The sequence below is a fragment of the Fibrobacter sp. UWB10 genome, assembly GCF_900182935.1.
GTDB lineage: Bacteria > Fibrobacterota > Fibrobacteria > Fibrobacterales > Fibrobacteraceae > Fibrobacter > Fibrobacter succinogenes_O.
Genome location: NZ_FXUE01000005.1, coordinates 142155 through 163948 on the forward strand (window position 1 = coordinate 142155; position 21794 = coordinate 163948).

Sequence of the window (21794 nt, forward strand, 5' to 3'; positions counted from 1 at the left end):
TTCAATAGTTTTTGATCGGCATCACACATTATATGATATGTTTCAAATTTTTCGGTATAGATTAAGGGCGTATTTTGAAAAAGGACCGAAAATGAAGCATATTCTTGCCAAAACCGCCCTCTTCGCCCTCGCAGGAACCCTTTCTGCGACCGCAGCGACGCTCCCCACCGCCAAAGAAGTCCAAGCCAACATGGGCATGGGTTTCAATATCGGCAACTCCATGGAAGTGCCGAACAACCCCACGGCTTGGGGTAACCCCTACCCGACTCAGGCTTTGCTCGATTCCGTGAAGGCGGCAGGATTCAACACGGTCCGAATCCCCTGCGCTTGGGACAGCCACACCAGTGGCGGCAAGGTCACCGAAACATGGCTCGACTCCGTAAAGACTGTAGTCGACTATGCCATGCGCGCAGGCCTCTACACGATTTTGAACATTCACCACGAAGGTGAAGGAGGCTGGTTCCAGAGCAACATCGGCACGAGCGTCGATAACGGCATCGACACCAAGATGAAGACTTACTGGACGCAGATTGCGAACAAGTTCAAGGACTACAATGAACGCTTGATGTTTGCAGGCGCCAACGAACCCGGCCCGAATGTGAATACGTGGACTCCGCAGCATGTATCCACGCTGATGCACTACTACCAGACATTTATTGACGCAGTGCGTTCTACGGGCGGCAACAACGAAACCCGCACCTTGATTATTCAGGGTCTGAACACCGACATCGACAAGTCTGTCGCCAACGCTCCGGTGAGCACCTTCCCGAAAGACAAGGTTGAAGGCCGCTTGATGTTCGAAGTGCATTACTACGATCCGTACCAGTACACGCTTATGACGAGCCAGCAAGACTGGGGTGCCAGCGAACCCATTCAGCCGCAGTACTACTATGGCGACTACACCAAAGCGAGCGAACCCAAGCACAACGCCGGTTACAACGCCTGGGCAGGCTCTGTCGATTCCAAGCTCGGAAGCATTGTTCACCCGCAGGAACAATTCGCCAAAATGAAGACAAACTATGTAGACAAAGGCTACCCGGTCATCGTCGGTGAATTCGGCGCAAACGTTCGCAGCCCGGAATTGAACGGTTCCGACCTGAACCTTCACAAGCAGGGCCGCGTACAGTGGCATAAAGACGTTGTTTCTGCCGCCAAGCAATACGGCCTTACCCCGATTCTCTGGGACATGGGCAACGAGAGCAATTCTGGCTACGACAACATGGCCTACATCCGCCGTCAGTCTTCACCAGTGGGCAAGGTTCTTGAAACCGACGTCATCAACGCCATGCGCAGCGTGTACAACCTTGGCAATTACAACAACACCGGCGTCACCCACGTAGAAGACTTTATTACCGGCGGCAACAACACGCCCGCATCGAGCTCTAGCGAAATCGCTTCCAGCTCCAGCGCACCCACAACTACAATTATCGCAGGTCTGAATTCTACGGTACAATTCATCCGCAGCGGCAACACGCTCTATTCCAACAAGGCTATCCGCCTGTTTGATGCAAACGGAAACCAGATTCGCGCATCTAAAAAGAATACAGGCCGTACAGAACTTTCACTCGTAGGACTCCACAAAGGCGTATACCTTGCCAAGAGCGCCAATAAGACCCTGCTTGTCGGTGTGAAGTAAAAACCTCTACACCTAACAAAAGTATCCTCATTAACAGTAATTGCCGATTTTCGCGTAAAATCGGCAATTTTCTTTTTCAAACGTAAACCCCAGTTTACATTTGTTGAGAATTCAGCACCGCAATTTTTCAACGCCGACACTATTTTATTTACATCATTACCCGCAGAATTTAATTTCAATACAAAGACTAAGATGTTTGGTTATCTAAGGCTTAAAACGGGTGCAACCCCAAAAGGAGCATAAAATGAAACTTTACGGACTCTTCGGAATCGCCTGCGGCATGACGCTGCTTGCAAGCACTGCAGCATTTGCCCTCCCCAAGGCAACCGAAATTTACCCCGACATGGGTCTCGGCTATAACATCGGTAACACGATGGAAGTGCCCAAGAACCCGACACTTTGGGGCAACCCCTTCCCGGATGCCGCTTACGTGAAGGCCATCAAGGACGCAGGTTTCAACACCGTGCGTATCCCTTGCGCATGGGACAGCCACGCCTCTAACGGCACCATTAACGCCGGCTGGCTCGACTCCGTAAAGACTGTTGTCGACCTCGTGATCGGCAACGGTATGTACGCCATTTTGAACAGCCACTGGGACGAAGGTTGGCTCGAAGACCACGTTTTTGACGGCAAGGGCTTCGACAAGACCGGCGAAGTGACTGTTTCTGCAGCCGATATCGCCGCCAAGCAGGAAAGCTACTGGAAGCAGATCGCAACCAAGTTCGCCGAATACGACGAACACCTGATTTTTGCCTCTGCCAACGAACCGGGCGTGAACGACCCGTGGAACGGCGGTTCCGACAATGGTCAGTGGGCATTCGACGAAACCCGCATGCAGGTTCTCAAGAGCTATCACGAAGCATGCCTTAAGGCAGTGCGTTCTACCGGCGGAAACAACGCAACCCGTATCGTGGTCGTGCAGTCTCCGCGTACCGAAATTGACAAGTCTCCGTTGCTCGCATCCATGTACCCGACTGACCCGGCAGGCGAAGGCTACACCATGGCCGAAGTCCACTTCTATCCGTATCAGTTCTCTTTGATGACCAGCGGTGACGAAGACTGGGGCAAGATGTTCTACTACTGGGAAGACCAGACTCCGGGTAACGATGCCGCACACACTTGCTCCGGCTCCGCCCTCGGATCCAAGAAATCTATCGACCAGCTGTTCAGTGGCCTCAAGAGCCGTTTCTACGACAAGGGCATTCCTGTCGTGATTGGTGAAATGGGTGCCGTCAAGCGCCTCGGTGTCCTCACCGGTGACAACCTGAAGGTTCACCTGAAGGCACGCGCCGCCTGGTACGGCTATACGGTTGCCGCAGCCAAGAAGAACGGTCTCGTTCCTTGCGTGTGGGATACCGGCGACGAAGGCGATGGTAACTTCACCATTATTCGCCGCCAGGTAAACAAGTTCGGTGGCAACGTGGGCGATATTACCGACGTCGAAACCTTGAACGCTATGCGCGAAGCTTATGGCCAGGCATCTCTCCCGGGCAACAGCATTGATTCCCTCGTCAACCAGAACCCCGACATTCCCGAAACCGAAGCAGGCAAGGGCGTCCAGGTGACTTACCAGACTGTAACCTCTGACTCTAGCGAAGTGGGAACGCTGCGCATCAACCTCCAGGGTTCCAAGAAAGATCTTTCCAAATATGTGGGTATTGAAGTCCGCTTGAAGGGCGAAGTTGCCACGGCAGGTCCCTGCTCTGGCGCAAGCGATGGTTGCGGTGAATACGGCTGGACCTCCATGGACTTCTTCATGATGACGGGTGATAGCTGGGCATGGTTCGACGCCTCTATTCTTGAACAGGCCGACAAGGACCTCGACGCAGACGCATTCCAGACAATCCAAGTTAAGTGGGAAGACTTCCGCTCTGAACCGACCGGTCTCAACTCTGCAAACGCCATCGGTCTGAACCTCTATGGCACGCAGGTCACCGGCACCATTACCTTTGACTACATCAAGGGTATCAAGGCCGACGGTTCTACCGAAGTTATCGACGACTTTGACAAGAAACCGCAGCTCGAAGGCACCGCAAGCGGCAAGGTTGTCGCCCTCGACGGCAGCTCCGCCATCAAGCCCGCAACTGTTGCCGCCGCAAGCAAGATGCTCGTGAACGTGCAGCCCGGCATGGTGAGCGCCCACTTTGTAGCAGCCAAGACTGCTCCGGCCAAGGCAATGCTCATGAACAGCCTCGGTCAGGTGATTGCTCAGCAGAACTTTACCGCCAACAAGGGCATGAACTCGGTTGAACTTTCTAGCAACTATCGCGGCCCGGCAATGCTCATGATCAAGCAGGGCAGCCAGCGCTACATGCAGAAGGTGATTCTGAAGTAAAAAAATCCCGTCGTAAAAAAAGTCTGGTGTGGATCCCGGCAAGGTTGGAGTGTCTAGCCGGGAGCTGCTTGGAAAAGCAGCGAAATCCGGTCCTACATAGGGCCGGATTTTTTTGCGTGGTTGCCACGCAAACCCGGCTAGTCGAGATTGAATATTTCGGTGAGTTGTTTGTCGTCCATGTTCGCAAGCCAGGTTTCGCCGGCGTTCACGGTCATGTCGGCAACAGCCTTCTTGGCCTGCAACAAGGCGTCGATTTTTTCTTCGAAGGTGCCCTTGGTAATAAAGCGGTGCACTTGCACGTTCTTGGTCTGCCCGATACGGAAGGCGCGGTCGGTGGCCTGTGCTTCGATAGCCGGATTCCACCACAAGTCGTAATGAATCACCTGCGAGGCCGCAGTCAGATTCAGGCCGGTTCCAGCCGCCTTCAAGGACAGAATAAGTACCTTGACTTCCGGGTCTTCTTGGAACTTGCGGACCATTTCGTTGCGCTGGTTCTGCGTGCAGCCGCCGTGATAGAAATCCGCCTTAATCATGAGTTCGCGATCGAGCGTTTCTTGCAAGAGTTCGCCCATTTCGCGGAACTGCGTAAAGATGATTGTCTTTTCGCCGGATTCTTCGATAGACTTGAGCAAATCGAGCAACATGCCGAGCTTGCCGGAATCTTCGACGCGGGCCTCCCCCGCCTTCAAATACGTGCGCGGGTGGTTGCAAATCTGCTTGAGCGCGAGAATCATCTGCAGAATCAAGCCCTTGCGCTTGAAGAGATTGTGACCACCAGAACCTTCGCCGGCATCTAGCGAATCGCCCGCGGCAGCCGCAAGCACATCGTCATTGATATCGAGCGAGGCCCCCTCGGCCAAAAGTTCCAACTGTTTCATGAATTCGTCGAGCGTGCGCTTGTACAAGGCAGCCTGCGTGCGCGTGAGTTCGGCGTATTCATTCTGCTGAATCTTATCGGGCAAGTCGCTAATAATAGACTTATCCGTCTTCATGCGGCGCAGCATAAAGGGCGCCGTAATCTTCTTGAAATGCTCGGCCACCGCCTGGTTCGCGTTCTTCTGGATTGGCGTTTCGAACTTGTCGCGGAACTCGTTTGCCGAGGGCAAAAAGCCGCGGTTGCAAAAGTCCATAATCGTCCAGAATTCCATAAGGCGGTTTTCGACCGGCGTGCCACTCATGGCAATCTTCATGGGCGCACGGAATGCGCGAATGCGGCGGCTCTGTTCGCTGTCGGCATTCTTGATGTTCTGCGCTTCGTCAATCACCACCACTTGCCAATTCAGCTTTTCCAGCTTTTTAAAGTCAAGGCGGCATGTCGAATACGTGGTAATCAGCAAGTCGGCATCAAACTTTTCAAGCTTGCGGTTGGCACCATGGTATGCAAACACGGTCAGCGCGGGCGCGAACTTCTTGATTTCCATCTGCCAGTTCAGCAAAAGGCCCGCCGGCACCACCACAAGTGCGCGCCCTTCGGCAAGGCGCCCTTCTTGCTTTAGCTTGAGCAAGAAAGCAATCACCTGCAGCGTTTTACCCAGACCCATATCGTCAGCCAGAATGCAGCCAAAACCCATTTGCAGGTTCTTGTACATCCAGGAATAGCCGCGTTCCTGATACGGGCGGAGCGTCGCGTTCAAATTTTCGGGCAGCGAGCAGTTCGTTTCACTGCGCCAGGCGTCAAACTGGTCCTTCAGGCCATCGGTCATATCGACCGTAATGTCGTCGCATTTGCCGGTAAGGCATGCCTGCACCAGCTTAGCGGTAGACGGAATAAACTGTTCCGTAGCCTCGGCCGACTCCGCATTCTCGGAGCCATCGATGACTTCAACATCGTCAGAATCATCTGCTTTCTGTTTTTTCGCCTTCTCTTTTTCGCGTTCGTCCAAGCGCTGCTGCAACAAATCCAAGTCGTCTTTGTTGAATTCAATATAGCGGTCCTTGAACTTGAGTAAGCCTTCAGCATCGCGGGCAAGTTTCAGGAATTCTTCGGCCGAGATTTTGTCTTCGCCAAGAGCCACTTCCCAGTCAAAGTCCAGCAAGTCGCCTGCAGTAAACGCCCCGATTCCAAGGCTACCCTTCAACTTCATCTGGGTTTTCGGGCGAGTGCGTTCCAAAAGCGAGCGGGGAATTTCGGTCACAATTCCAAACACTTCGGACTTCTTGACCGTGTAATTCACGAATTCTTTGAGCTCGGCACCATGCATGACCACAGGCTCCGCCGCATGATTTTCAAGGTAAGCCTTCATGGGCTTGAAAATTTCGGCCATGCAATTCAGCACATTCAAGAGCGACAAGAGTCTCGGATCGCTATCGCGGAACAGCTGCGCGAGCGGCACGCGACCAGAAGCATCTTCGATAAAGACATTCAGTGCAATTTCTTTGCCAAGTTCCGAGCAGACAAAAACAATCTTGTGGTTGAATTCCAGCGAATTGTAAACCGAGAACCACGCCTGAATCTTGGACGGAATCTTGAGGCCGTTGGCGGCAAGTTTGCCCGACTTGCAATCGAAAAAGAATCCGAGCAAGTTTTCATGCGGACCCTTCTTGTAATTCTGGGCGGTGCGGGCAAAACGCAAAAGCTTACCGATGAAAATCGAAAGAATATGCTCGGCCGCAGCATCCAGATCCTCACGAGATTTTTCTTCGCGAGAATTTTCTTCACGCGACCCATCGCGAACAGTAAACGCAAAATCATCGGGCACGGACTTTTCAAGCTCAGCTACAATCGCAAGCACATCGGGCAACATTTCGGCAGGCAGCCAGCGCACCTGCGCGGTCACGTTATTCAGCCAGAATACTTGCGGGTATATCGCCCCGCAACGCACCAGGTAATACGCCACCTGCAAAAGCTGGTGCAAAAAGCGGACGGTCACATGGTTATGCCAAACGCAATCCTGATTCAGGCGACAAAGGGCACCCATCACGTTTTCGACCGAAAGCGCAGAGGCCACCACCGTTTCATCGACCATCTGGTCAAAAGTCCACTGCCAGGGGCGAGCGTGAATCAGCTGCAGGCGTTCTTGTTCCATCAAGAACGTGCGGGCATGGTAAATGCCAAAGTCCTGCGCAAACTGGCCAAAGTTTTCAAAGTGGTTGTAGAATTCGCGGCAACGAGCCAACTCGTCGACAAAACTCTTCTTAAAGTTCCCCGCCGGGCAAAAATCCGGGAAGTTCTTGAGCATGGCCGGCAACACATGCGAATAGTCGCGCCATTCCTCAAACTTGAACATGGGCACGCGCGGGGCCGCCACCCGGTTATTCACCGGCAAAATGCGCACCAGTGTCGATTCGCGCGGCACGTCCGATTCTACCGGTTCTTCGGGCTTATAATCCTTGAGATAAGCAATATCAAGCCCATGCAGTCTAAACAGCAAAAACGGGTCGGCCGACGCCATTTCGGCCAGTTTCAGGAACACGCAAATCACGTAACGGCAAGGCAAAGCGTCCTTGCAGTCGCAATTCATGTTCACCTGGTCAAAGCTTTCGAACAGAGAAAGCCCGCATTTCGACAAAAGCAGTTCGATAGAGGGGTTGAGGGCGCCATTCGAAAGCGCCATAAGTTCAACCGGTTGCTGCTTTAAAAGCCCTACAAAAGCTTCCCCACGTTCCTTATCGAACTTGGGGAACACGAGGTACACATTGTGCAGACCCCCATTGGGGCCCTTGACCTCGGCCATGACGCGATTATCGTTCACCGTAAACGGCTGAACCTGCCCGCGCCCCACATACTTAAAAGCATAATCGATATCGCGTTCAGAAGCACCCGCAAGCAAGCGGTCTAGCCACTGCTTGCTCCACCAAGCACTTCCATAAACACCATATTCCATAGTCGCCCAAATATAGCAAATTTTCACGAAGAAAATTGCTCATTTGAGCAATTTAATCATGACTATGTAGAACTTTAATGTTGAAGCACCGCCTGATGTTTAAAATTTTAAACAAAAAGGACTATAAAAGGGCTTTGTGCAAATCGACAGGATTCAATGGCTCTTAAAAGCACGGTTCTTGTCAACATTCCATTAACAACAAAAAGTTCTACTTATCCTCGACTTACGGCGCTTCATTGAAAAACTAAGCAACTTTGAAATTAAAAAAAATCTAAAATATTATTTTATTATAAAAAACTTAGACAAGTTAAACAATTGCAGGACGTTTTAAATACAGCGAAATACATTATTCTCCTTTATAAAAATTTTACAGTTATTTCAATCAAATAACGCAACAAAAGCACTTCAAAATACTTTATATTTGATTTTACCAACAATTTAACAAAGGAAAAAGGAGTAAGAACAAATGAAATATATTTCCCTCGTAGCACTGTCTGCATTCTTGTTTGCATGCTCACAGGAATCCGGCCTCGGAACAGAAGCACGCGTCAACGACGACTCTTCGATTGGCGAAAGCATTGCTTATGTTGGCGACATCCAAAACGGAACCGCTTTAGCAAGGAAAACCTACAACACTGCAGATTTCCCTGCATCTAAGACTGTCACGCAGTTCCCCGTAAGAATGACCGGCTCTACAAGCATCTCTACAACTTACGATCCGGAAAACCTCTGCTACGATATTCTCGGAACAACCACAACTAAAGTTGAAGTCTACGACAGCCAGGTTGGCGGAATGGTTCCGTATAGCAACGCCACTATCGAAAGCCACGTTTACCCGGTCAACACGAGAAATCCGAATAAGTTCTTGGATGACGCTCGCCACGGTGTAAACCACGGCAACAATGTCGCCACAGCTCGCCATCACACAGAATGCTCCGCATACCTCGGATTCATCGGCGTTCACCGCGTCATTCACGGAAAGGACACAGTCGTGTTCACAACGTCGAAGGGCTTTAGCAACGAAAATGTTGCCAAAACCTATTACGACAAGTTTATCAAGAAGCTCTGGACAAAGTAATCTAAATTTTATCTAAACAACCTTGCAAAAAAAGACCGCATGCATTACGCACGCGGTCTTTTTATAAGACTATTTTGAGCGACAGATTTACCACATCTTGTCGTATTTTTTACGGTTCTTTTCTTCGTCTTTCTTTTCCTGAACAATGGCGTCGATCACGGCGGCAACAGTCAGGTTGAAGATATCATGCACAGAAGCATCGGTGTCGGTAAAGTGAACCGGCTTGTTCAAGCCCATCTGCACAGGACCGATGGATTCGCCCACGCCCATTTCGAGGAGCATCTTGCAAGTGGTATTTGCAGAAGAGAGGCACGGGAAGATGAGCGTATTGACCGTCTGGCCCTTGATCTTGTTGAACGGGTACTTGGTGTCGCGCAGGTCCTTATCGAGAGCCACGTTCACCTGCATTTCGCCGTCGATCACGTAATCCGGATACTGTTCATGAATCAAGCGCACCGCTTCGCGAGCAGTGTTGGACGTTCCGCGCGGAGCACCCTTGTCAGAACCGAAGTTTGCGTAACTGAGCATAGCCATCACCGGTTCGTGGGCAAAGAAGCGCACGGCGTCGTGAGTGAGCTTGACGATATCCACGAGCGTTTCTGCATCGGGGTCGCGGTTCACCAGCGTATCGGCCAGGAAGAACGTTCCCTTGCGGGTGCTCAAAATATGCATAGCGCCGAAGTGCTTGTATTCTTCGCGGATACCGATGATTTCCTTGGCGAGTTCAATCGTTTCGGAATACTTGGAGTAACCACCGGAAATGAGAGCGTCAGCGTCGCCCACCTTCACCATCATCATACCGAAGTGGTTCGGTTCAAACATGTCGTCGCGGGCTTCGTCGAGCGTCACACCGTTACGGCCGTTTTCTTCGGCGTAGATTTCGGCATACTTGCGGCGACGTTCAAATTCTTCCGGAGAACGCGGGTTCACGATCTTGATGCCCGTAAGGTCCAGCTGTTCGCGCTGGGCGATAATCTGAATGCGTTCGGGGTTGCCGAGCAGAATCGGGTGTGCAACGCCTTCGGTCTTGGCCTGAACAGCGGCCTTGAGCATGTTAAGGTTGCTTTCGGCAAACACCACGCGCTTCGGGTTGCTGCGAGCCGTATCACTGAACTGACGGATAAGCTTGTTGTCGTAACCCATCATGTCGCGCAGGCGATCATAGTAGGCATCCCAATCGGTAATAGGCTTGCGGGCCACACCGCTTTCGATAGCGGCCTTAGCCACAGCGATAGACACATCGGTCAAGAGGCGCGGATCGAGTGGCTTCGGAATCAAGTATTCCTTACCGAAGGTAAAGCGCTGGGAGTTGTAAGCGATGTTCACCACATCCGGAACCGGCTTGTGGGCAAGGGCTGCAATGGCGCGCACGGCGGCGTGCTTCATGTGTTCGTTGATGCAGGTGGCGCGAACGTCGAGGGCTCCACGGAAAATGTAGGGGAAACCGATTACGTTGTTCACCTGGTTCGGATAGTCGCTGCGGCCCGTCGCAAAAATCAGGTCACCACGGCTTGCCATGGCTTCTTCGTAGCTGATTTCGGGGTTCGGGTTGGCGAGTGCGAAAACGATCGGCTGATCGGCCATGCTGCGGACCATTTCGCGAGTCAGGACGTTAGCCTTGGAGAGGCCGACGAACACATCTGCGCCCTTCATGGCATCTTCAAGCGTTTCGATATCGGTGCGGTCGGTTGCAAAGAAAGCCTTCGCTTCGGTAAGGCCCTTGCGGTCCTTGCGAATGACACCCTTACTGTCGCACATCACCAAGTTTTCTTTCTTAAGACCGAGCGACAAGTAGAGGCGCGTGCAGGCGCAAGCGGCTGCACCCGCACCGTTCACCACCATCTTCACGTTGCGAATGCTCTTGCCAGCAACTTCGATAGCGTTCAAAAGGCCAGCAGAAGAAATGATAGCCGTACCATGCTGGTCATCGTGCATCACCGGGATATCGAGTTCTGCCTTGAGAGCGTCTTCGATTTCAAAGCATTCCGGAGCCTTGATGTCTTCGAGGTTGATACCGCCGAACGTCGGGGCAATACCCTTCACGATTTCGATAAACTTCTTCGGATCCTTTTCGTTGATTTCGATGTCAAACACATCGATGCCGGCGTAAATCTTAAAGAGGAGAGCCTTACCTTCCATCACCGGCTTACCAGCGAGAGCGCCAATGTCGCCGAGGCCGAGCACTGCGGTACCGTTACTGATCACAGCGACGAGGTTACCCTTACCGGTGTATTCGTAAGCGAGGTTGTTATCCTTTTCAATTTCCAAGCAAGGAACAGCTACACCCGGAGTGTAAGCAAGACCCAAGTCGGTCTGCGTGCTATGCGGCTTGGTCGGCACGATTTCGATTTTGCCGGGCTTGCCCATGGCGTGGTATTCGAGAGCTTTTTCTTTTAAATCCTTGCTCATTCTTTTCTCCTTATTTTCGCCAGCATCTAAAGCCGCGAAAGTTCAATTTTTTCGCGCCCAAAAATAGAAAAAAGAAAGGGTACTGTAAAGATTTTTGTACCCATTTAAGAAAGATGTATTTTTTTGACGTCTAAAAGGAGTCTAGACGCCCCTTTTGGGCTTTTTTCTCTTTTAAATTCTCATGGAAATGTCGAGGGCCTTTACACTATGTGTAAGGGCGCCGACCGAAATATAGTCAAGGCCGAGGGTCGCAATTTCCTTGGCGCGTTCGAGCGTCATGTTGCCGGAACCTTCGACCAACACCTTGTCGCCGCTTTCCTTGATAATCTTCAAGGCTTCGGCCATCATTTCGTTGCTCATGTTGTCAAGCATAATTACGTCTACACCCTTGTTCAGGAGTGCGCGCAGCTGGTCAAAATTTTCGACTTCCATTTCGACCATCAAGTTCTGCTTGTTGTTCTTCTTCACGACTTCGAGAGCCTGGAGCACGCCACCTGCAGCAGCAATGTGGTTGTCCTTCACGAGCACCATGTCAAAGAGACCCATGCGATGGTTGGAACCGCCACCCACGCGAACGGCATACTTCTGCAAAGTACGGAAACCGGGAACCGTCTTGCGGGTATCGAGAACTTTAGTTTTGCCAGCCTTCAAAGCTTCCTGGAAAGTATGGGCAACCGTTGCCACACCGGAAAGCTGCTGGATAAAATTCAAAAGCGTGCGTTCGCCCGTCAAGAGTTCGTGCGTCGTGCCGTCCATTTCGGCAATCAAGTCACCCTTCTTCACGACATCGCCGTCTTTCTTGTGGAGAGTCACCTTCACGTTTGCCTTGAGTTCTTGGAACACAAGTTCAATCACCGGAAGGCCTGCGAGCACGCCGTCTTCTTTTGCAATCAAGCGGGCATGCTGCTTTTGGTCAGCAGGGATCGTCCATTCGCTCGTCACGTCACCCGTGCGAACGTCCTCGGCAAGCGCCAAGCGAATCATGGTCAAAGCATCTTCGGTAGGAAAAATCGGGGTGGAATTGTCGCCGTACATTACTGCGCTCCCTTGCCGGTTAGAACAACATAAACTGTACGCACCAAAATCTGGAAGTCAAGAAGCAGGCTCATGTTTTCGAAATAATACATGTCGTACTGCAACTTGATTTTCACGTCTTCGGTGCTGGTATCGTAATGGTGGCACACCTGAGCCCAACCGGTCAAACCCGGTTTCATTTTCAGGCGGCTAATATAGAACGGAATTTCTTCGCGAAGCTTGGCAATGAACACGGCACGTTCCGGGCGCGGGCCCACCATGCTCATGTCGCCTTTAAGCACGCACAAAATTTGCGGAAGTTCATCGATACGGGTCTTGCGCAAGAACTTGCCCACCTTCGTAATGCGAGGGTCATCTTTAGTGGCCCACTGGGCACCGAACTTTTCGGCATCGGTACGCATGGTGCGGAACTTGAACACCGTAAACGGCTTACCATAAAGGCCAATGCGTTCCTGAGAATAGAACACCGGGCCATGGTCTTCGAGCTTGATTGCAATAGCAGCAAGCACACAAACCGGGAACGAAATAATTCCGAGAAAGGCGCCAAACAGAATATCAATCACACGCTTCACGCGCACCTGCCACAAGGGCATGGTAAACGCAAACAATTCCTGCAATTCAAAACCATAAACCAAGTTCGCCTTGAACTGGCCGTTAATCACGCTGTAAAGTTCGGGCACCAAGTAAATGTGAACAGGCTGGTCGCACACCCACACAAGCACGCGCATAATTTCTTGCGGCGAAGAACTTTCGTGCGCAATAATAATGCCCGTTACCTTGTACTTTTTAATGAGGGCAGCAAGGTCAGCGTACTTGCCGAGCACCGGCACATTCGCAAACTCATGTTCCATGACCTGGAAGCGTTCATCGACAAAGCCCACCACGCGCTGGCCGCGTTCCGGAGTCTTTGCAAGCGCTTCGGCAATCTTTTTGCCGGCTTCGGTTGCACCCAGCACCAGAATGTTGTTCGCGCCAAAACCGCGGCTCAAAAGTCCACGCAGGCAGCGGTAAATAAACATTCTAAAGACAATCACCAGGAACAGCGCAAAGCCGCCGTAAATAAAGATCCACGGGAATCGAGAACCGTACAGGTAACCCTGGTTGAGCGGTTCGTTCACCATGACCTTACCGATAAATTCAGCGCCGAACAGCACCGCAATAATCAAGACAATGCCAATGAGAATCGCACGCAGCACACGCAAAGTCTGGTGCGTACGAGACATCAACAGCCATGAACGGTAAAGACCTGCGCATGTGAACAGCACAAGCCAGCCCACATTGAGCACGAGGCCCATGTGCCAATATTCGGCAAAAGTCTTGCTCGGATCGAACTTATCGGCAATCCAGCCACTGTGGAACTGCACCCAGAAGGCGAGCACAAAACAAATTGACAAGGCCACGAAGTCCGAAAGGACTACGAGAATGCGTTCCAATGTAGCTGCACGAATCATAGCAACCCTAAATTACCAAATTGCAGAGTTTCAGATTTTTCGTTTTACGCAGTTTTTAGGCGAGGAAACGAATCACCTGGCTCTTTTCGACAATTTCGGGCAGAGCGTCGATAGCGTCGACCGCCTTCGAGGTCTTGCAATCCTGAGTCTTTTCGGTGATCACCACGATAGAAACCTTACCCGGATCCTTCACGTTCTTCTGGATAATGGTTTCGATGGAAATCTTGTTTTCAGCGAGGATGCTGGTAATCTTGGCGAGCACACCGCAAGCGTCACGAGAGGTGAAGCGCAGGTAGTAGCGGGCAGAGGTTTCCGAAATCGGAACGAGCGTTGCAGAGTTGTCGACGTTGAACCAGCCCATCGGGAGCGCCTTGCGGGAACCCTGATCCACAGAGCGGGCCAAGGAAACAAGGTCAGCCACCACGGCAGAGGCTGTCGGCAAGCGGCCGGCACCGGCGCCAGTCTGAACGGTTTCGCCCAGGTTGTCGCACTTGAGGTACACGGCATTGATCACGCCGTTCACGTTAGAGAGCAGGTTTTCGTTAGAAACGAAGCACGGATGGACACGGGCGTCCACGCGGTCACCGTCGCGGTGATAGATGCCGAGGAGCTTCACGCAGCAGCCAAGTTCCTTGGCGAATGCGATATCCTGGGCGGTAATCTTGGAAATACCCGTCACATGAATCTTTTCGAAGTCCACGCGGTGGCCGCTGCAGAGGCTAGCGAGCAAGGCAGTCTTGTGAGCGGAGTCAATACCTTCGATATCGAAGGTCGGGTCAGCTTCGGCAAAGCCGAGCTTCTGGGCATCCTTCAGAACCACGTCAAAGTCCAGACCTTCGTCGGCCATGCGGCTGAGGATGTAGTTACAAGTACCGTTAATAATGCAGCTCAGGTGTTCCACCGTAGAGCCGAGCAAGCCTTCCTGCAGGCTACGGATGATAGGAATGCCACCGCCAACAGCTGCTTCGAACAGCACATGCAGGCCGTTCTTGGCTGCAAGCGGGAAAATTTCATGACCGTACTTGGCGAGGAGAGCCTTGTTGGCTGTCACCACGTGCTTGCCGCTTTCGAGGGCAGCAAGGATCCACTTGCGCGGCATGTTGTAGCCACCGGCAAGTTCCACGAGCACGTCGATATCGTTACCGGCAATCATTTCGTCGGCGTTGGTCGAAACCTTGTAGCCCTTTGCCTTGTACGGGGCAACTTCTTCTTCGGACTTGGCGCAGATGCAAGCCAGTTCGAGTTCAACACCGAGCTTTTCCTTGTATTCAGCAATCTTCTGTTCCAGAATCTGAATAACACCGCCACCGACGGTTCCAGTACCAATAAGACCAATACGCAGCATAAGGCGTCTCCATTTTAAATTTTTACGCGCACAAATATAGAATTTTGCGCTAGTTTCCCACAGCCACCTTGCGAGTTCCGTAACCGATTCGGAGCACATAATGACCCGAAACAGGTACCGCGATGCTGAAATTCGCGCTATTTGCGGTTCCACGGAGCACCACATTGCCCTGCATGTCGAACAGTGCATACCTGTCGCCCACACGGGCTCCTGCCACCTGCAAGGTGCGATTTACAACGCTCACACTAAACTGCGGCAACGGCATTCGCTCAAAGGAAGTAGTCTGTTCGCTACTAGAACTCGGTGTTTCAGAAGAGCTTGACGCATCAGAAGAACTGCTAGATACGCTCGAAGAGGATTCCTCGCTGGAACTTGAAACTGGGGGTGTAGTCCACTTGGCATAAAAGATCTGTGTACCAGTCGCTTTGGGGCTCACCGAAGTGACAGCATTCCCCAAAAATTGCCTGTTATCATACCAACCCGCAAAATAGAACCCTTCGCGAGTCACGAATTGTGCATCAGGAAGCGCTGTCTCCACTCCTTCTTCATAATACTTCAGCTCATGACCTTTTTCGATTTTGCCGCCTTCATCTAAAACGAAAAATACATAGTGTTTCGTGTTACTCCAATCAAAATGCGGGAGCACCTGCGTGCCAGCAGGGTCTTCGGCCCATACGAGACCATCGGCGCCATTTTCCACATAAGAACCGTTACGGTAAGTTTCAATCCAGCCTCGTAAATAACCAGCAACAACTCCACCCATTAAACGTTCTTCGGTAACACCTAGAACATCTTCTATTACCTTGTTAGTTGTATCCGACACATTAGCAACAAGAATATCCTCTTGCTCCACAAAAAAACAATTTTCAAATCTGATATCGCCGTCACCATATCCATACCCGAGAATAGTTCCTGCTTTTAGTGAAGAATCTGCATCGTAGGAAACATGCCCAGCATTATACGCATTAGCAATAGTAACGCCACCACCAATAAGGTCTGCGGCTTCTCCATAACCAACAAGCCCACCAACACTCGAGCCACCTTCTACGGCCCCCTTGTTGTAGACATTTTTGAAAAGAGCGTATTCGAAAGAAGTCGCTTTGCCTAATAAGCCTCCAACATACATCTGTCCGACAACTTTTCCGGCATTATAGCTTTGGTCAATTTCGAGATTGCCCCTACTCGCCCAACCAACAAATCCACCAACAGAACTCTTACCGAAAACATCCCCTGAATTATAGGATCTTATTATATAGACATCGTCTTCATATTTACTCCCAATGAATCCCCCCACACTGTGCAATCCATTTACCATAGACAGATTGTAACTGTTCGATATATACAGCGATCCCTTATGCCATGTTGCGCTTCCAATAAAGCCTCCTACGCCAGATTCACCCTCAACCAAGCCTGCGGCATAGGAATTCGTTATTTCCATTTGGTTATTCGAATAATCGTTTACAAAGCCAACAAAGGCGCCCACATTTTCTTTTCCCGCAAAATAAAAGTCTTCAAGACCGAGGTTTAATATTTGAAAGCCTGACGCATTTTCAAATAAGCCCACACTTTTGTCACCGTTGCCATTAAAATACAATCCATATATAACATGGTTGTTCCCATCAAACTTTCCCGAAAAATCCTTCATCGGAGCCCACGGGACAAAATCCTTTTGCGAATTCAATTCGCCTTCGGAATTTAGCACTGATTCATTCACCACGATATCCTGAGTCAGCTTTCCGCACACGTTCCCTTGAGGATCACCTTCACCTGAACCATTCACAATGTCTGCAAATCCATAAAGTTCGGCGGCATCTGAAATTTGATAACAACCATCCGACAAAGTTGGCATTTTTGAAGTAATAGTCGCCGCATTTGCAGACAAGGCTGTAAACAGAACTCCCGTAAAAATTGAAATCGTGAATTTCATAAAATCTCCTCTTTAATTCTGATTAGAAAGATACAATAATTGAAAGTTCAACTTTGCCTAAGCAGTTACAAGTAACTATATTTAGCGCCATGGAACAGGAATCCGTTAACCCGGCAATTGGCTCAATTCTCGACGAGCAAAAGCTAAAGAACATTGTCTATCCGGCAAAGCTCTTTAGAACGCGTTTGAACGAAGAATTTATGCGTGCGAACCGCACCCGCAAGCCGTTCCTGTATATCAAGATGTATTCGCACCAGTACGACTTCTTTGGTTGGGGCAGCCCGAACAAGACCGTCGAAAACACCTGGCGAATCAGCATTTTGACCATGTTTTCGCACTTGCGCTTTATCGATGTTTTGGGCTACCTTTCCGATGGTAGCGGTCTCGGCATTATCTTGCTGAATTCCGACCTCTCGGTGTTGGAATCGATTCGCAAAGAAATCTTGCACAAGTTGAACGACGCAGGCCTTATCCAGACGCTCCGCATCAACCCGAAGCGCCCGATTTTCGAAGCCTACCTCTACACGGGTTACCAGGAAAAAGACAACCTGGAACTGGCCGATAAAATCAAAGACTTTAACAGCGCAAACGGTCGATTCTTCTCGCTTAGCCGCTTGAACCTCGACCACATTTGGGAACACCCGCACACCATTCGCTACCGCCACATGGTCAAGCGTTTTGTCGACGTGACCTGCACTAGCATTGCGATTGTGCTCTGCTCTCCCCTGCTCCTGTTCTGCGCCGCCGCAGTCAAGATTAGCGACCCGAAGGGTCCTGTCATATTCAAGCAGACCCGCGTAGGCAAGAACGGCAAACTGTTCACCATGTACAAGTTCCGCAGTATGTACGTGGATGCCGAAGAACGCAAAAAAGAATTGATGGCCCAGAACGAAACGGGCGGCAAGACGTTCAAGATGAAGAACGACCCGCGTATCTATCCGTTCGGTCATGTGCTTCGCAAGTTCAGCCTCGACGAACTGCCACAGTTCTTCAACATTATCAAGGGCGACATGTCCATTGTGGGTCCGCGTCCGCCGATTCCGTCCGAGGTGGCGGAATACGAGCCCTGGCATCGCATGCGTTTGTCTGTAACGCCAGGTCTCACCTGCATTTGGCAGGTCAGCGGCCGCAGTAATATCAGCTTTGAAGGTCAGATGCGCCTCGACAACGACTACATCAAGCGCAACGGCAAGCTCAGTGACGATGTTTCGCTTATCCTCAAGACCTTCAAGGTCGTGTTCAAGGGCGAAGGCGCGTACTAGCCTGAAAACATTAAAATAGATCCTTCGATTCCGCCCAAAGGGCTACACTCAGGATGACACATACAGAAAAAACCCCGCTTATCGCGGGGTTTTAAAATTTTCAAACGATTTTAAAAACTATCGGTTGTTCAGGTAGTCAAGCACTTTCTGGGTCAGGTCGTTTTCTTTTTTCCAGAACACCACGGCGCCCGTTGCACGGTCGACCACCATGTCGTAGCCTTCCTGCAAGGCGATTTCGTTAATGGCCTTACGAATCAACTGAATGATCGGGCCACTCACCTTTTCGTTTTCAGAAATCAGTTCGCCCTTACGGCCATACACGCGGTCGATAAAGCTCTTGAGTTCCATGTCCTTCTTGTTGTACTCGGCTTCGAGCTCGCGCTTCTTTTCGTCGCTGAGCATAAGCACCTGTTTGTCGAGCTTTTCCTTAATGGCGGCAAGTTCCTTTTGCAGCAAGTTGCCCTGCTGTTCCCACTTTGCCACCTGACGGTCGTATTCTTCCTGAGCACGCTTGGTACCCTTGTAGCCGTCAAAAATCAGCTTGGAGTCCACATGCGCAATGCGCAAACCATCTTCGGCAAACGAGACGGCCGCAAACGCGAGAACCAAAACGATTAGCAGACGCTTAAGCATAGAGCCTCCTTAGAATCCTTGGCCGATAACAAAGTTGAACTGCATGTCGCCCACTTCGGTACGCTGCAAGCCACTATAGGTTTCACCCACATCTAACGGCCAAGCAAAGTCGAATCCGATAATACCGAGCATCGGCACAATCACGCGGAAACCGAAACCAATGTCTTTCTTGAGGCTCATCGGATCCCATTCGCTGAGCGGGTTCTTGGACGGCTTCGGAACCTTGGTACGCGGGTTATAGCGTTCACCGAACACGTTACCGGCATCAAAGAAGAACGGCAACAGGTAGAAGGTCTGCGGCACAAGGCCAAGCTGCAGTTCCACACCCGTGTACTGGTAGCTGCGGCCCAAGCGGCGGTAACCGATAGAACCCGAGCTGTAACCACGCATCATGCCTTCGTAGCCCATCACGCCACCCATGGTGTAAAGCGTGCGGTACTGCAACTGGTCACCAAAGATTACGCCATACTGGTTGGTAAGGGCAAGGGCCAAGCGGTCACGGAACAGCGGGAACCACCACTTGATTGTAAGTTCAGTCTTCACGAAGTTGAAGTCACTGAACAGCATGTCGTCTGCCCACTGAATGTCGAGCACGTAGCGAGAACCTTCGGTCGGGAACTGCGGCAGGTTCTTGTCATCACGGAGCAAGCGGAAGTTGATAGCAGATTCGATACCGGTGTAAACCACGTAGCTATCGTCAATGTTGTCACCCTGCTTGTTCATGAGCCAGCTGTAACCAATCTGACCGTAGAAGTAGTCATCGGGCCACTTAAGACGCTTACCCAGGTAAACACTTCCGCCGTAACGGGTAATGTCCGGGTCGTCGTAATCGCTCATGTTCCACCATGAATAGCTGAGGCTTGCGCCCAAGGTAATCGGCTTGTCCAAGAACCAGGGTTCCTGGAAGCTGATAGATGCACTCTTCTTATCGGCACCATATTCCACACTGAACGAGGCGGCCTGGCCGTCACCCATACAGCAGTTCGGAATAGAAACGCTTGCAGTACCCACGACACCGTCGCTTTCGCTGTAAGACACGCCCAAGCTGAACTGGCCGGTACCGGCTTCCTTTTCTTGTACGGTAAAGTCGAGGTCCACTTCTTGTTCGCCCACGACCTTAATGTCCGGAACGACAATGTCGAAGTAGTTGAGCTGCATGATTTCACGGAAACTACGTTCCAGCAAGGACTGGCGGTAGGTATCACCCGGATACAGGCGAACTTCGCGGCGAATCACCTTTTCGTTGGTCTTGGTGTTACCATGGATATGCACCTTGTGAATCTGGGCCGGAAGGCCTTCGGTCATCTTGTAAGACAGGTTCACAATCGAATCGTTTTCAAACGTACGGGTTTCTTCGTACTGGGCAAACAGGTAACCGTCTTCGCGGTATGCATCCAGAATGGCCTTGCGAGAAGCGTCATACTTGTACTGGTCGAACACTTCACCACTGTCGAGGCGGTAAGCGTAAGAAAGCATTCTGTCGTTCAGCACCTCGTTACCCGAGAAGTGCAGGCCACCCATGTAGTAGCGACGGCCTTCGTTCATGTGAATGTGAATCAGAATGGCGCTAGAAGTCTTAATGTTGTCGTACTTGTTCAAGGCCGGGAACATGTCTTCGATCATGTAGCGGACCATGAGCTTTTCTTGGTAAGTAGAGCGCTTCTTGATCTTGCGGAGCGAGTCAATTTTAGCGTTTTTCCACTTGCGGCCATCAACGATATCCAAGAATTCCTTGCGGGCACTTTCGTAGCGGATAATGTCGTTCAAGATTTTCCAAGCGTCTTCTTCGACCTTAACCTTGACCTTAGGTCTAGACACCCACGGCATTTCGCCCACGGCTCTGTGCTGGCGGAAGAAGTGCGTCACCTGCATGGTCGGCTTGCCGGCCATCTTGTAAAGCGGCGTAGCAGAGTCACCCAAAGCCAGGTTCATCTGATTATAAAGGACGTCGAGATTTTCGCCAAGCGGAACCATGCGACCCATATAGAACAGGCAGGTGGAGTCCGGCAAGTATTCGGCGCTGTATTCGGTAAGTTCTGCATCCAGGTAACCGAAATGACGGATGGCGTTCAACACCGTATCGCGGTCGGCTTCAAAAATGTTCTGCTTGAATTCACCGCCGCCCCACCACTGGTCGAGCTTGGTGAGCATATGTTCCATGATATCTTCGGCAGGCACATGGTCGTTGCCCTGAATATCGAACTGACGGACCTTGACCTTTTCGCCTTCGCGGACCAAGAAGGTCACCATATTCTTGTTTTCGTCGACCGGAGTTTCGCGGTAACCGACTTCGGCAAGCAGATAACCTTCGGTGCGGTAGTATTCCAAAATAGCCTGACGGTCGCGTTCCAGCTGGCTCTTGCTGTAAACCTGGCCCGGAATCATGCGGGTTTTGAGCTTCAAATCTTCTTCGGACACTTCGTCGCAGCCTTCGAATACGGCCGTATCAAGTGCCGGGAGTTCTTTAACCTTGAAAATGAGGTCGACATCGGTGCCATCGCCCACGTAATCAATCCAGGCGGTTACATCGTCAAAAAGGCCAGACTGGTAAAGAGAGGCCACCGAAGACTGGACCTTTTCGGTCAATGCCGTCGGAGAAAAACTTTGACCATCGCGAATACCGATACGACTAAGGACAGCGCGGTCGTCCATGTGGACGGTTCCTTCGACCTTGACCTTGTGAATCTTATTTTCGACCATATAACTTTCGGACATTTCAGACATGTCCAAAAGCTGGGCCTGAGCAAGCCCAACAAACATAGCAAGTAAAAACAGCCAACGGAAGCGCAGAATAAACCTACCTATAAACAAAATTCGGGACAAAAATACAAAAGTTAGGCGAGTTAGACCCGCCGCGGA

At 51.1% G+C, this 21794-nt stretch carries 12 protein-coding genes; 4 read left to right on the top strand and 8 right to left on the bottom strand.

Going from position 1 to position 21794, the window contains the following annotated elements:
- Positions 1-91: 91 nt before the first annotated feature.
- Complete coding sequence (locus QOL41_RS12095; protein WP_283429965.1) at positions 92-1636, top strand: glycoside hydrolase family 5 protein; 1545 nt, start codon at positions 92-94, stop codon at positions 1634-1636.
- A 244-nt stretch (positions 1637-1880) separates the two neighbouring features.
- Positions 1881-3971, top strand: coding sequence for a glycoside hydrolase family 5 protein (locus QOL41_RS12100; protein ID WP_283429966.1), 2091 nt, complete (start codon positions 1881-1883; stop codon positions 3969-3971).
- A 137-nt stretch (positions 3972-4108) separates the two neighbouring features.
- On the opposite strand, the gene QOL41_RS12105 is transcribed toward QOL41_RS12100, so the two are convergent.
- Entirely contained in the window at positions 4109-7795 is a 3687-nt protein-coding gene (locus QOL41_RS12105) for a DEAD/DEAH box helicase (protein ID WP_283429967.1), read from the bottom strand.
- 466 nt (positions 7796-8261) lie between these two features.
- On the opposite strand from QOL41_RS12105, the gene QOL41_RS12110 reads away from it, so the two are divergent.
- Positions 8262-8873, top strand: coding sequence for a hypothetical protein (locus QOL41_RS12110; RefSeq protein WP_283429968.1), 612 nt, complete (start codon positions 8262-8264; stop codon positions 8871-8873).
- A gap of 87 nt (positions 8874-8960) precedes the next feature.
- On the opposite strand, the gene QOL41_RS12115 is transcribed toward QOL41_RS12110, so the two are convergent.
- The 5 genes from QOL41_RS12115 to QOL41_RS12135 all read right to left on the bottom strand — a co-directional run bounded on the left by QOL41_RS12115 (position 8961) and on the right by QOL41_RS12135 (position 17040).
- The gene (locus QOL41_RS12115) at positions 8961-11282 is read right to left on the bottom strand and encodes an NADP-dependent malic enzyme (protein ID WP_173652692.1); all 2322 of its coding nucleotides are present in this window, start codon (positions 11280-11282) and stop codon (positions 8961-8963) included.
- A 171-nt stretch (positions 11283-11453) separates the two neighbouring features.
- Positions 11454-12317 (bottom strand): carboxylating nicotinate-nucleotide diphosphorylase, encoded by an 864-nt coding sequence (gene nadC / locus QOL41_RS12120; protein ID WP_173652693.1) that lies wholly within the window; start codon positions 12315-12317, stop codon positions 11454-11456.
- Entirely contained in the window at positions 12317-13768 is a 1452-nt protein-coding gene (locus tag QOL41_RS12125) for a sugar transferase (protein ID WP_173652694.1), read from the bottom strand. The genes nadC and QOL41_RS12125 overlap by 1 nt, the downstream gene beginning before the upstream one ends.
- Positions 13769-13823: 55 nt before the next feature.
- Positions 13824-15113, bottom strand: coding sequence for a homoserine dehydrogenase (locus QOL41_RS12130; protein WP_283429969.1), 1290 nt, complete (start codon positions 15111-15113; stop codon positions 13824-13826).
- Positions 15114-15162: 49 nt separating this feature from the next.
- On the bottom strand, positions 15163-17040 hold the full coding sequence (locus tag QOL41_RS12135) for an InlB B-repeat-containing protein (protein WP_283429970.1): 1878 nt from the start codon (positions 17038-17040) through the stop codon (positions 15163-15165).
- Between the two features lie 89 nt (positions 17041-17129).
- Here QOL41_RS12135 and QOL41_RS12140 point away from each other — a divergent pair, with 89 nt between their 5' ends.
- The gene (locus QOL41_RS12140; protein ID WP_283429971.1) at positions 17130-18302 is read left to right on the top strand and encodes a sugar transferase; all 1173 of its coding nucleotides are present in this window, start codon (positions 17130-17132) and stop codon (positions 18300-18302) included.
- Positions 18303-18419: 117 nt separating this feature from the next.
- On the opposite strand, the gene QOL41_RS12145 is transcribed toward QOL41_RS12140, so the two are convergent.
- Both QOL41_RS12145 and QOL41_RS12150 read right to left on the bottom strand, forming a co-directional pair.
- Positions 18420-18935 carry an OmpH/Skp family outer membrane protein gene (locus QOL41_RS12145; protein WP_173652697.1) on the bottom strand — a complete coding sequence of 172 codons (516 nt, stop codon included), beginning with the start codon at positions 18933-18935 and terminating at the stop codon, positions 18420-18422.
- Between the two features lie 9 nt (positions 18936-18944).
- Positions 18945-21695: a BamA/OMP85 family outer membrane protein gene (locus tag QOL41_RS12150; protein ID WP_283429972.1), complete on the bottom strand. Its 2751-nt coding sequence runs from the start codon at positions 21693-21695 to the stop codon at positions 18945-18947.
- Positions 21696-21794 lie beyond the last annotated feature (99 nt).

Coding starts and splice junctions, on each gene's coding strand:
- QOL41_RS12095 (WP_283429965.1), top strand. CDS start 92: ATGAAGCATATTCTTGCCAAAACCGCCCTCTTCGCCCTCGCAGGAACC.
- QOL41_RS12100 (WP_283429966.1), top strand. CDS start 1,881: ATGAAACTTTACGGACTCTTCGGAATCGCCTGCGGCATGACGCTGCTT.
- QOL41_RS12105 (WP_283429967.1), bottom strand. CDS start 7,795: ATGGAATATGGTGTTTATGGAAGTGCTTGGTGGAGCAAGCAGTGGCTA.
- QOL41_RS12110 (WP_283429968.1), top strand. CDS start 8,262: ATGAAATATATTTCCCTCGTAGCACTGTCTGCATTCTTGTTTGCATGC.
- QOL41_RS12115 (WP_173652692.1), bottom strand. CDS start 11,282: ATGAGCAAGGATTTAAAAGAAAAAGCTCTCGAATACCACGCCATGGGC.
- nadC (WP_173652693.1), bottom strand. CDS start 12,317: ATGTACGGCGACAATTCCACCCCGATTTTTCCTACCGAAGATGCTTTG.
- QOL41_RS12125 (WP_173652694.1), bottom strand. CDS start 13,768: ATGATTCGTGCAGCTACATTGGAACGCATTCTCGTAGTCCTTTCGGAC.
- QOL41_RS12130 (WP_283429969.1), bottom strand. CDS start 15,113: ATGCTGCGTATTGGTCTTATTGGTACTGGAACCGTCGGTGGCGGTGTT.
- QOL41_RS12135 (WP_283429970.1), bottom strand. CDS start 17,040: ATGAAATTCACGATTTCAATTTTTACGGGAGTTCTGTTTACAGCCTTG.
- QOL41_RS12140 (WP_283429971.1), top strand. CDS start 17,130: ATGGAACAGGAATCCGTTAACCCGGCAATTGGCTCAATTCTCGACGAG.
- QOL41_RS12145 (WP_173652697.1), bottom strand. CDS start 18,935: ATGCTTAAGCGTCTGCTAATCGTTTTGGTTCTCGCGTTTGCGGCCGTC.
- QOL41_RS12150 (WP_283429972.1), bottom strand. CDS start 21,695: ATGTTTGTTGGGCTTGCTCAGGCCCAGCTTTTGGACATGTCTGAAATG.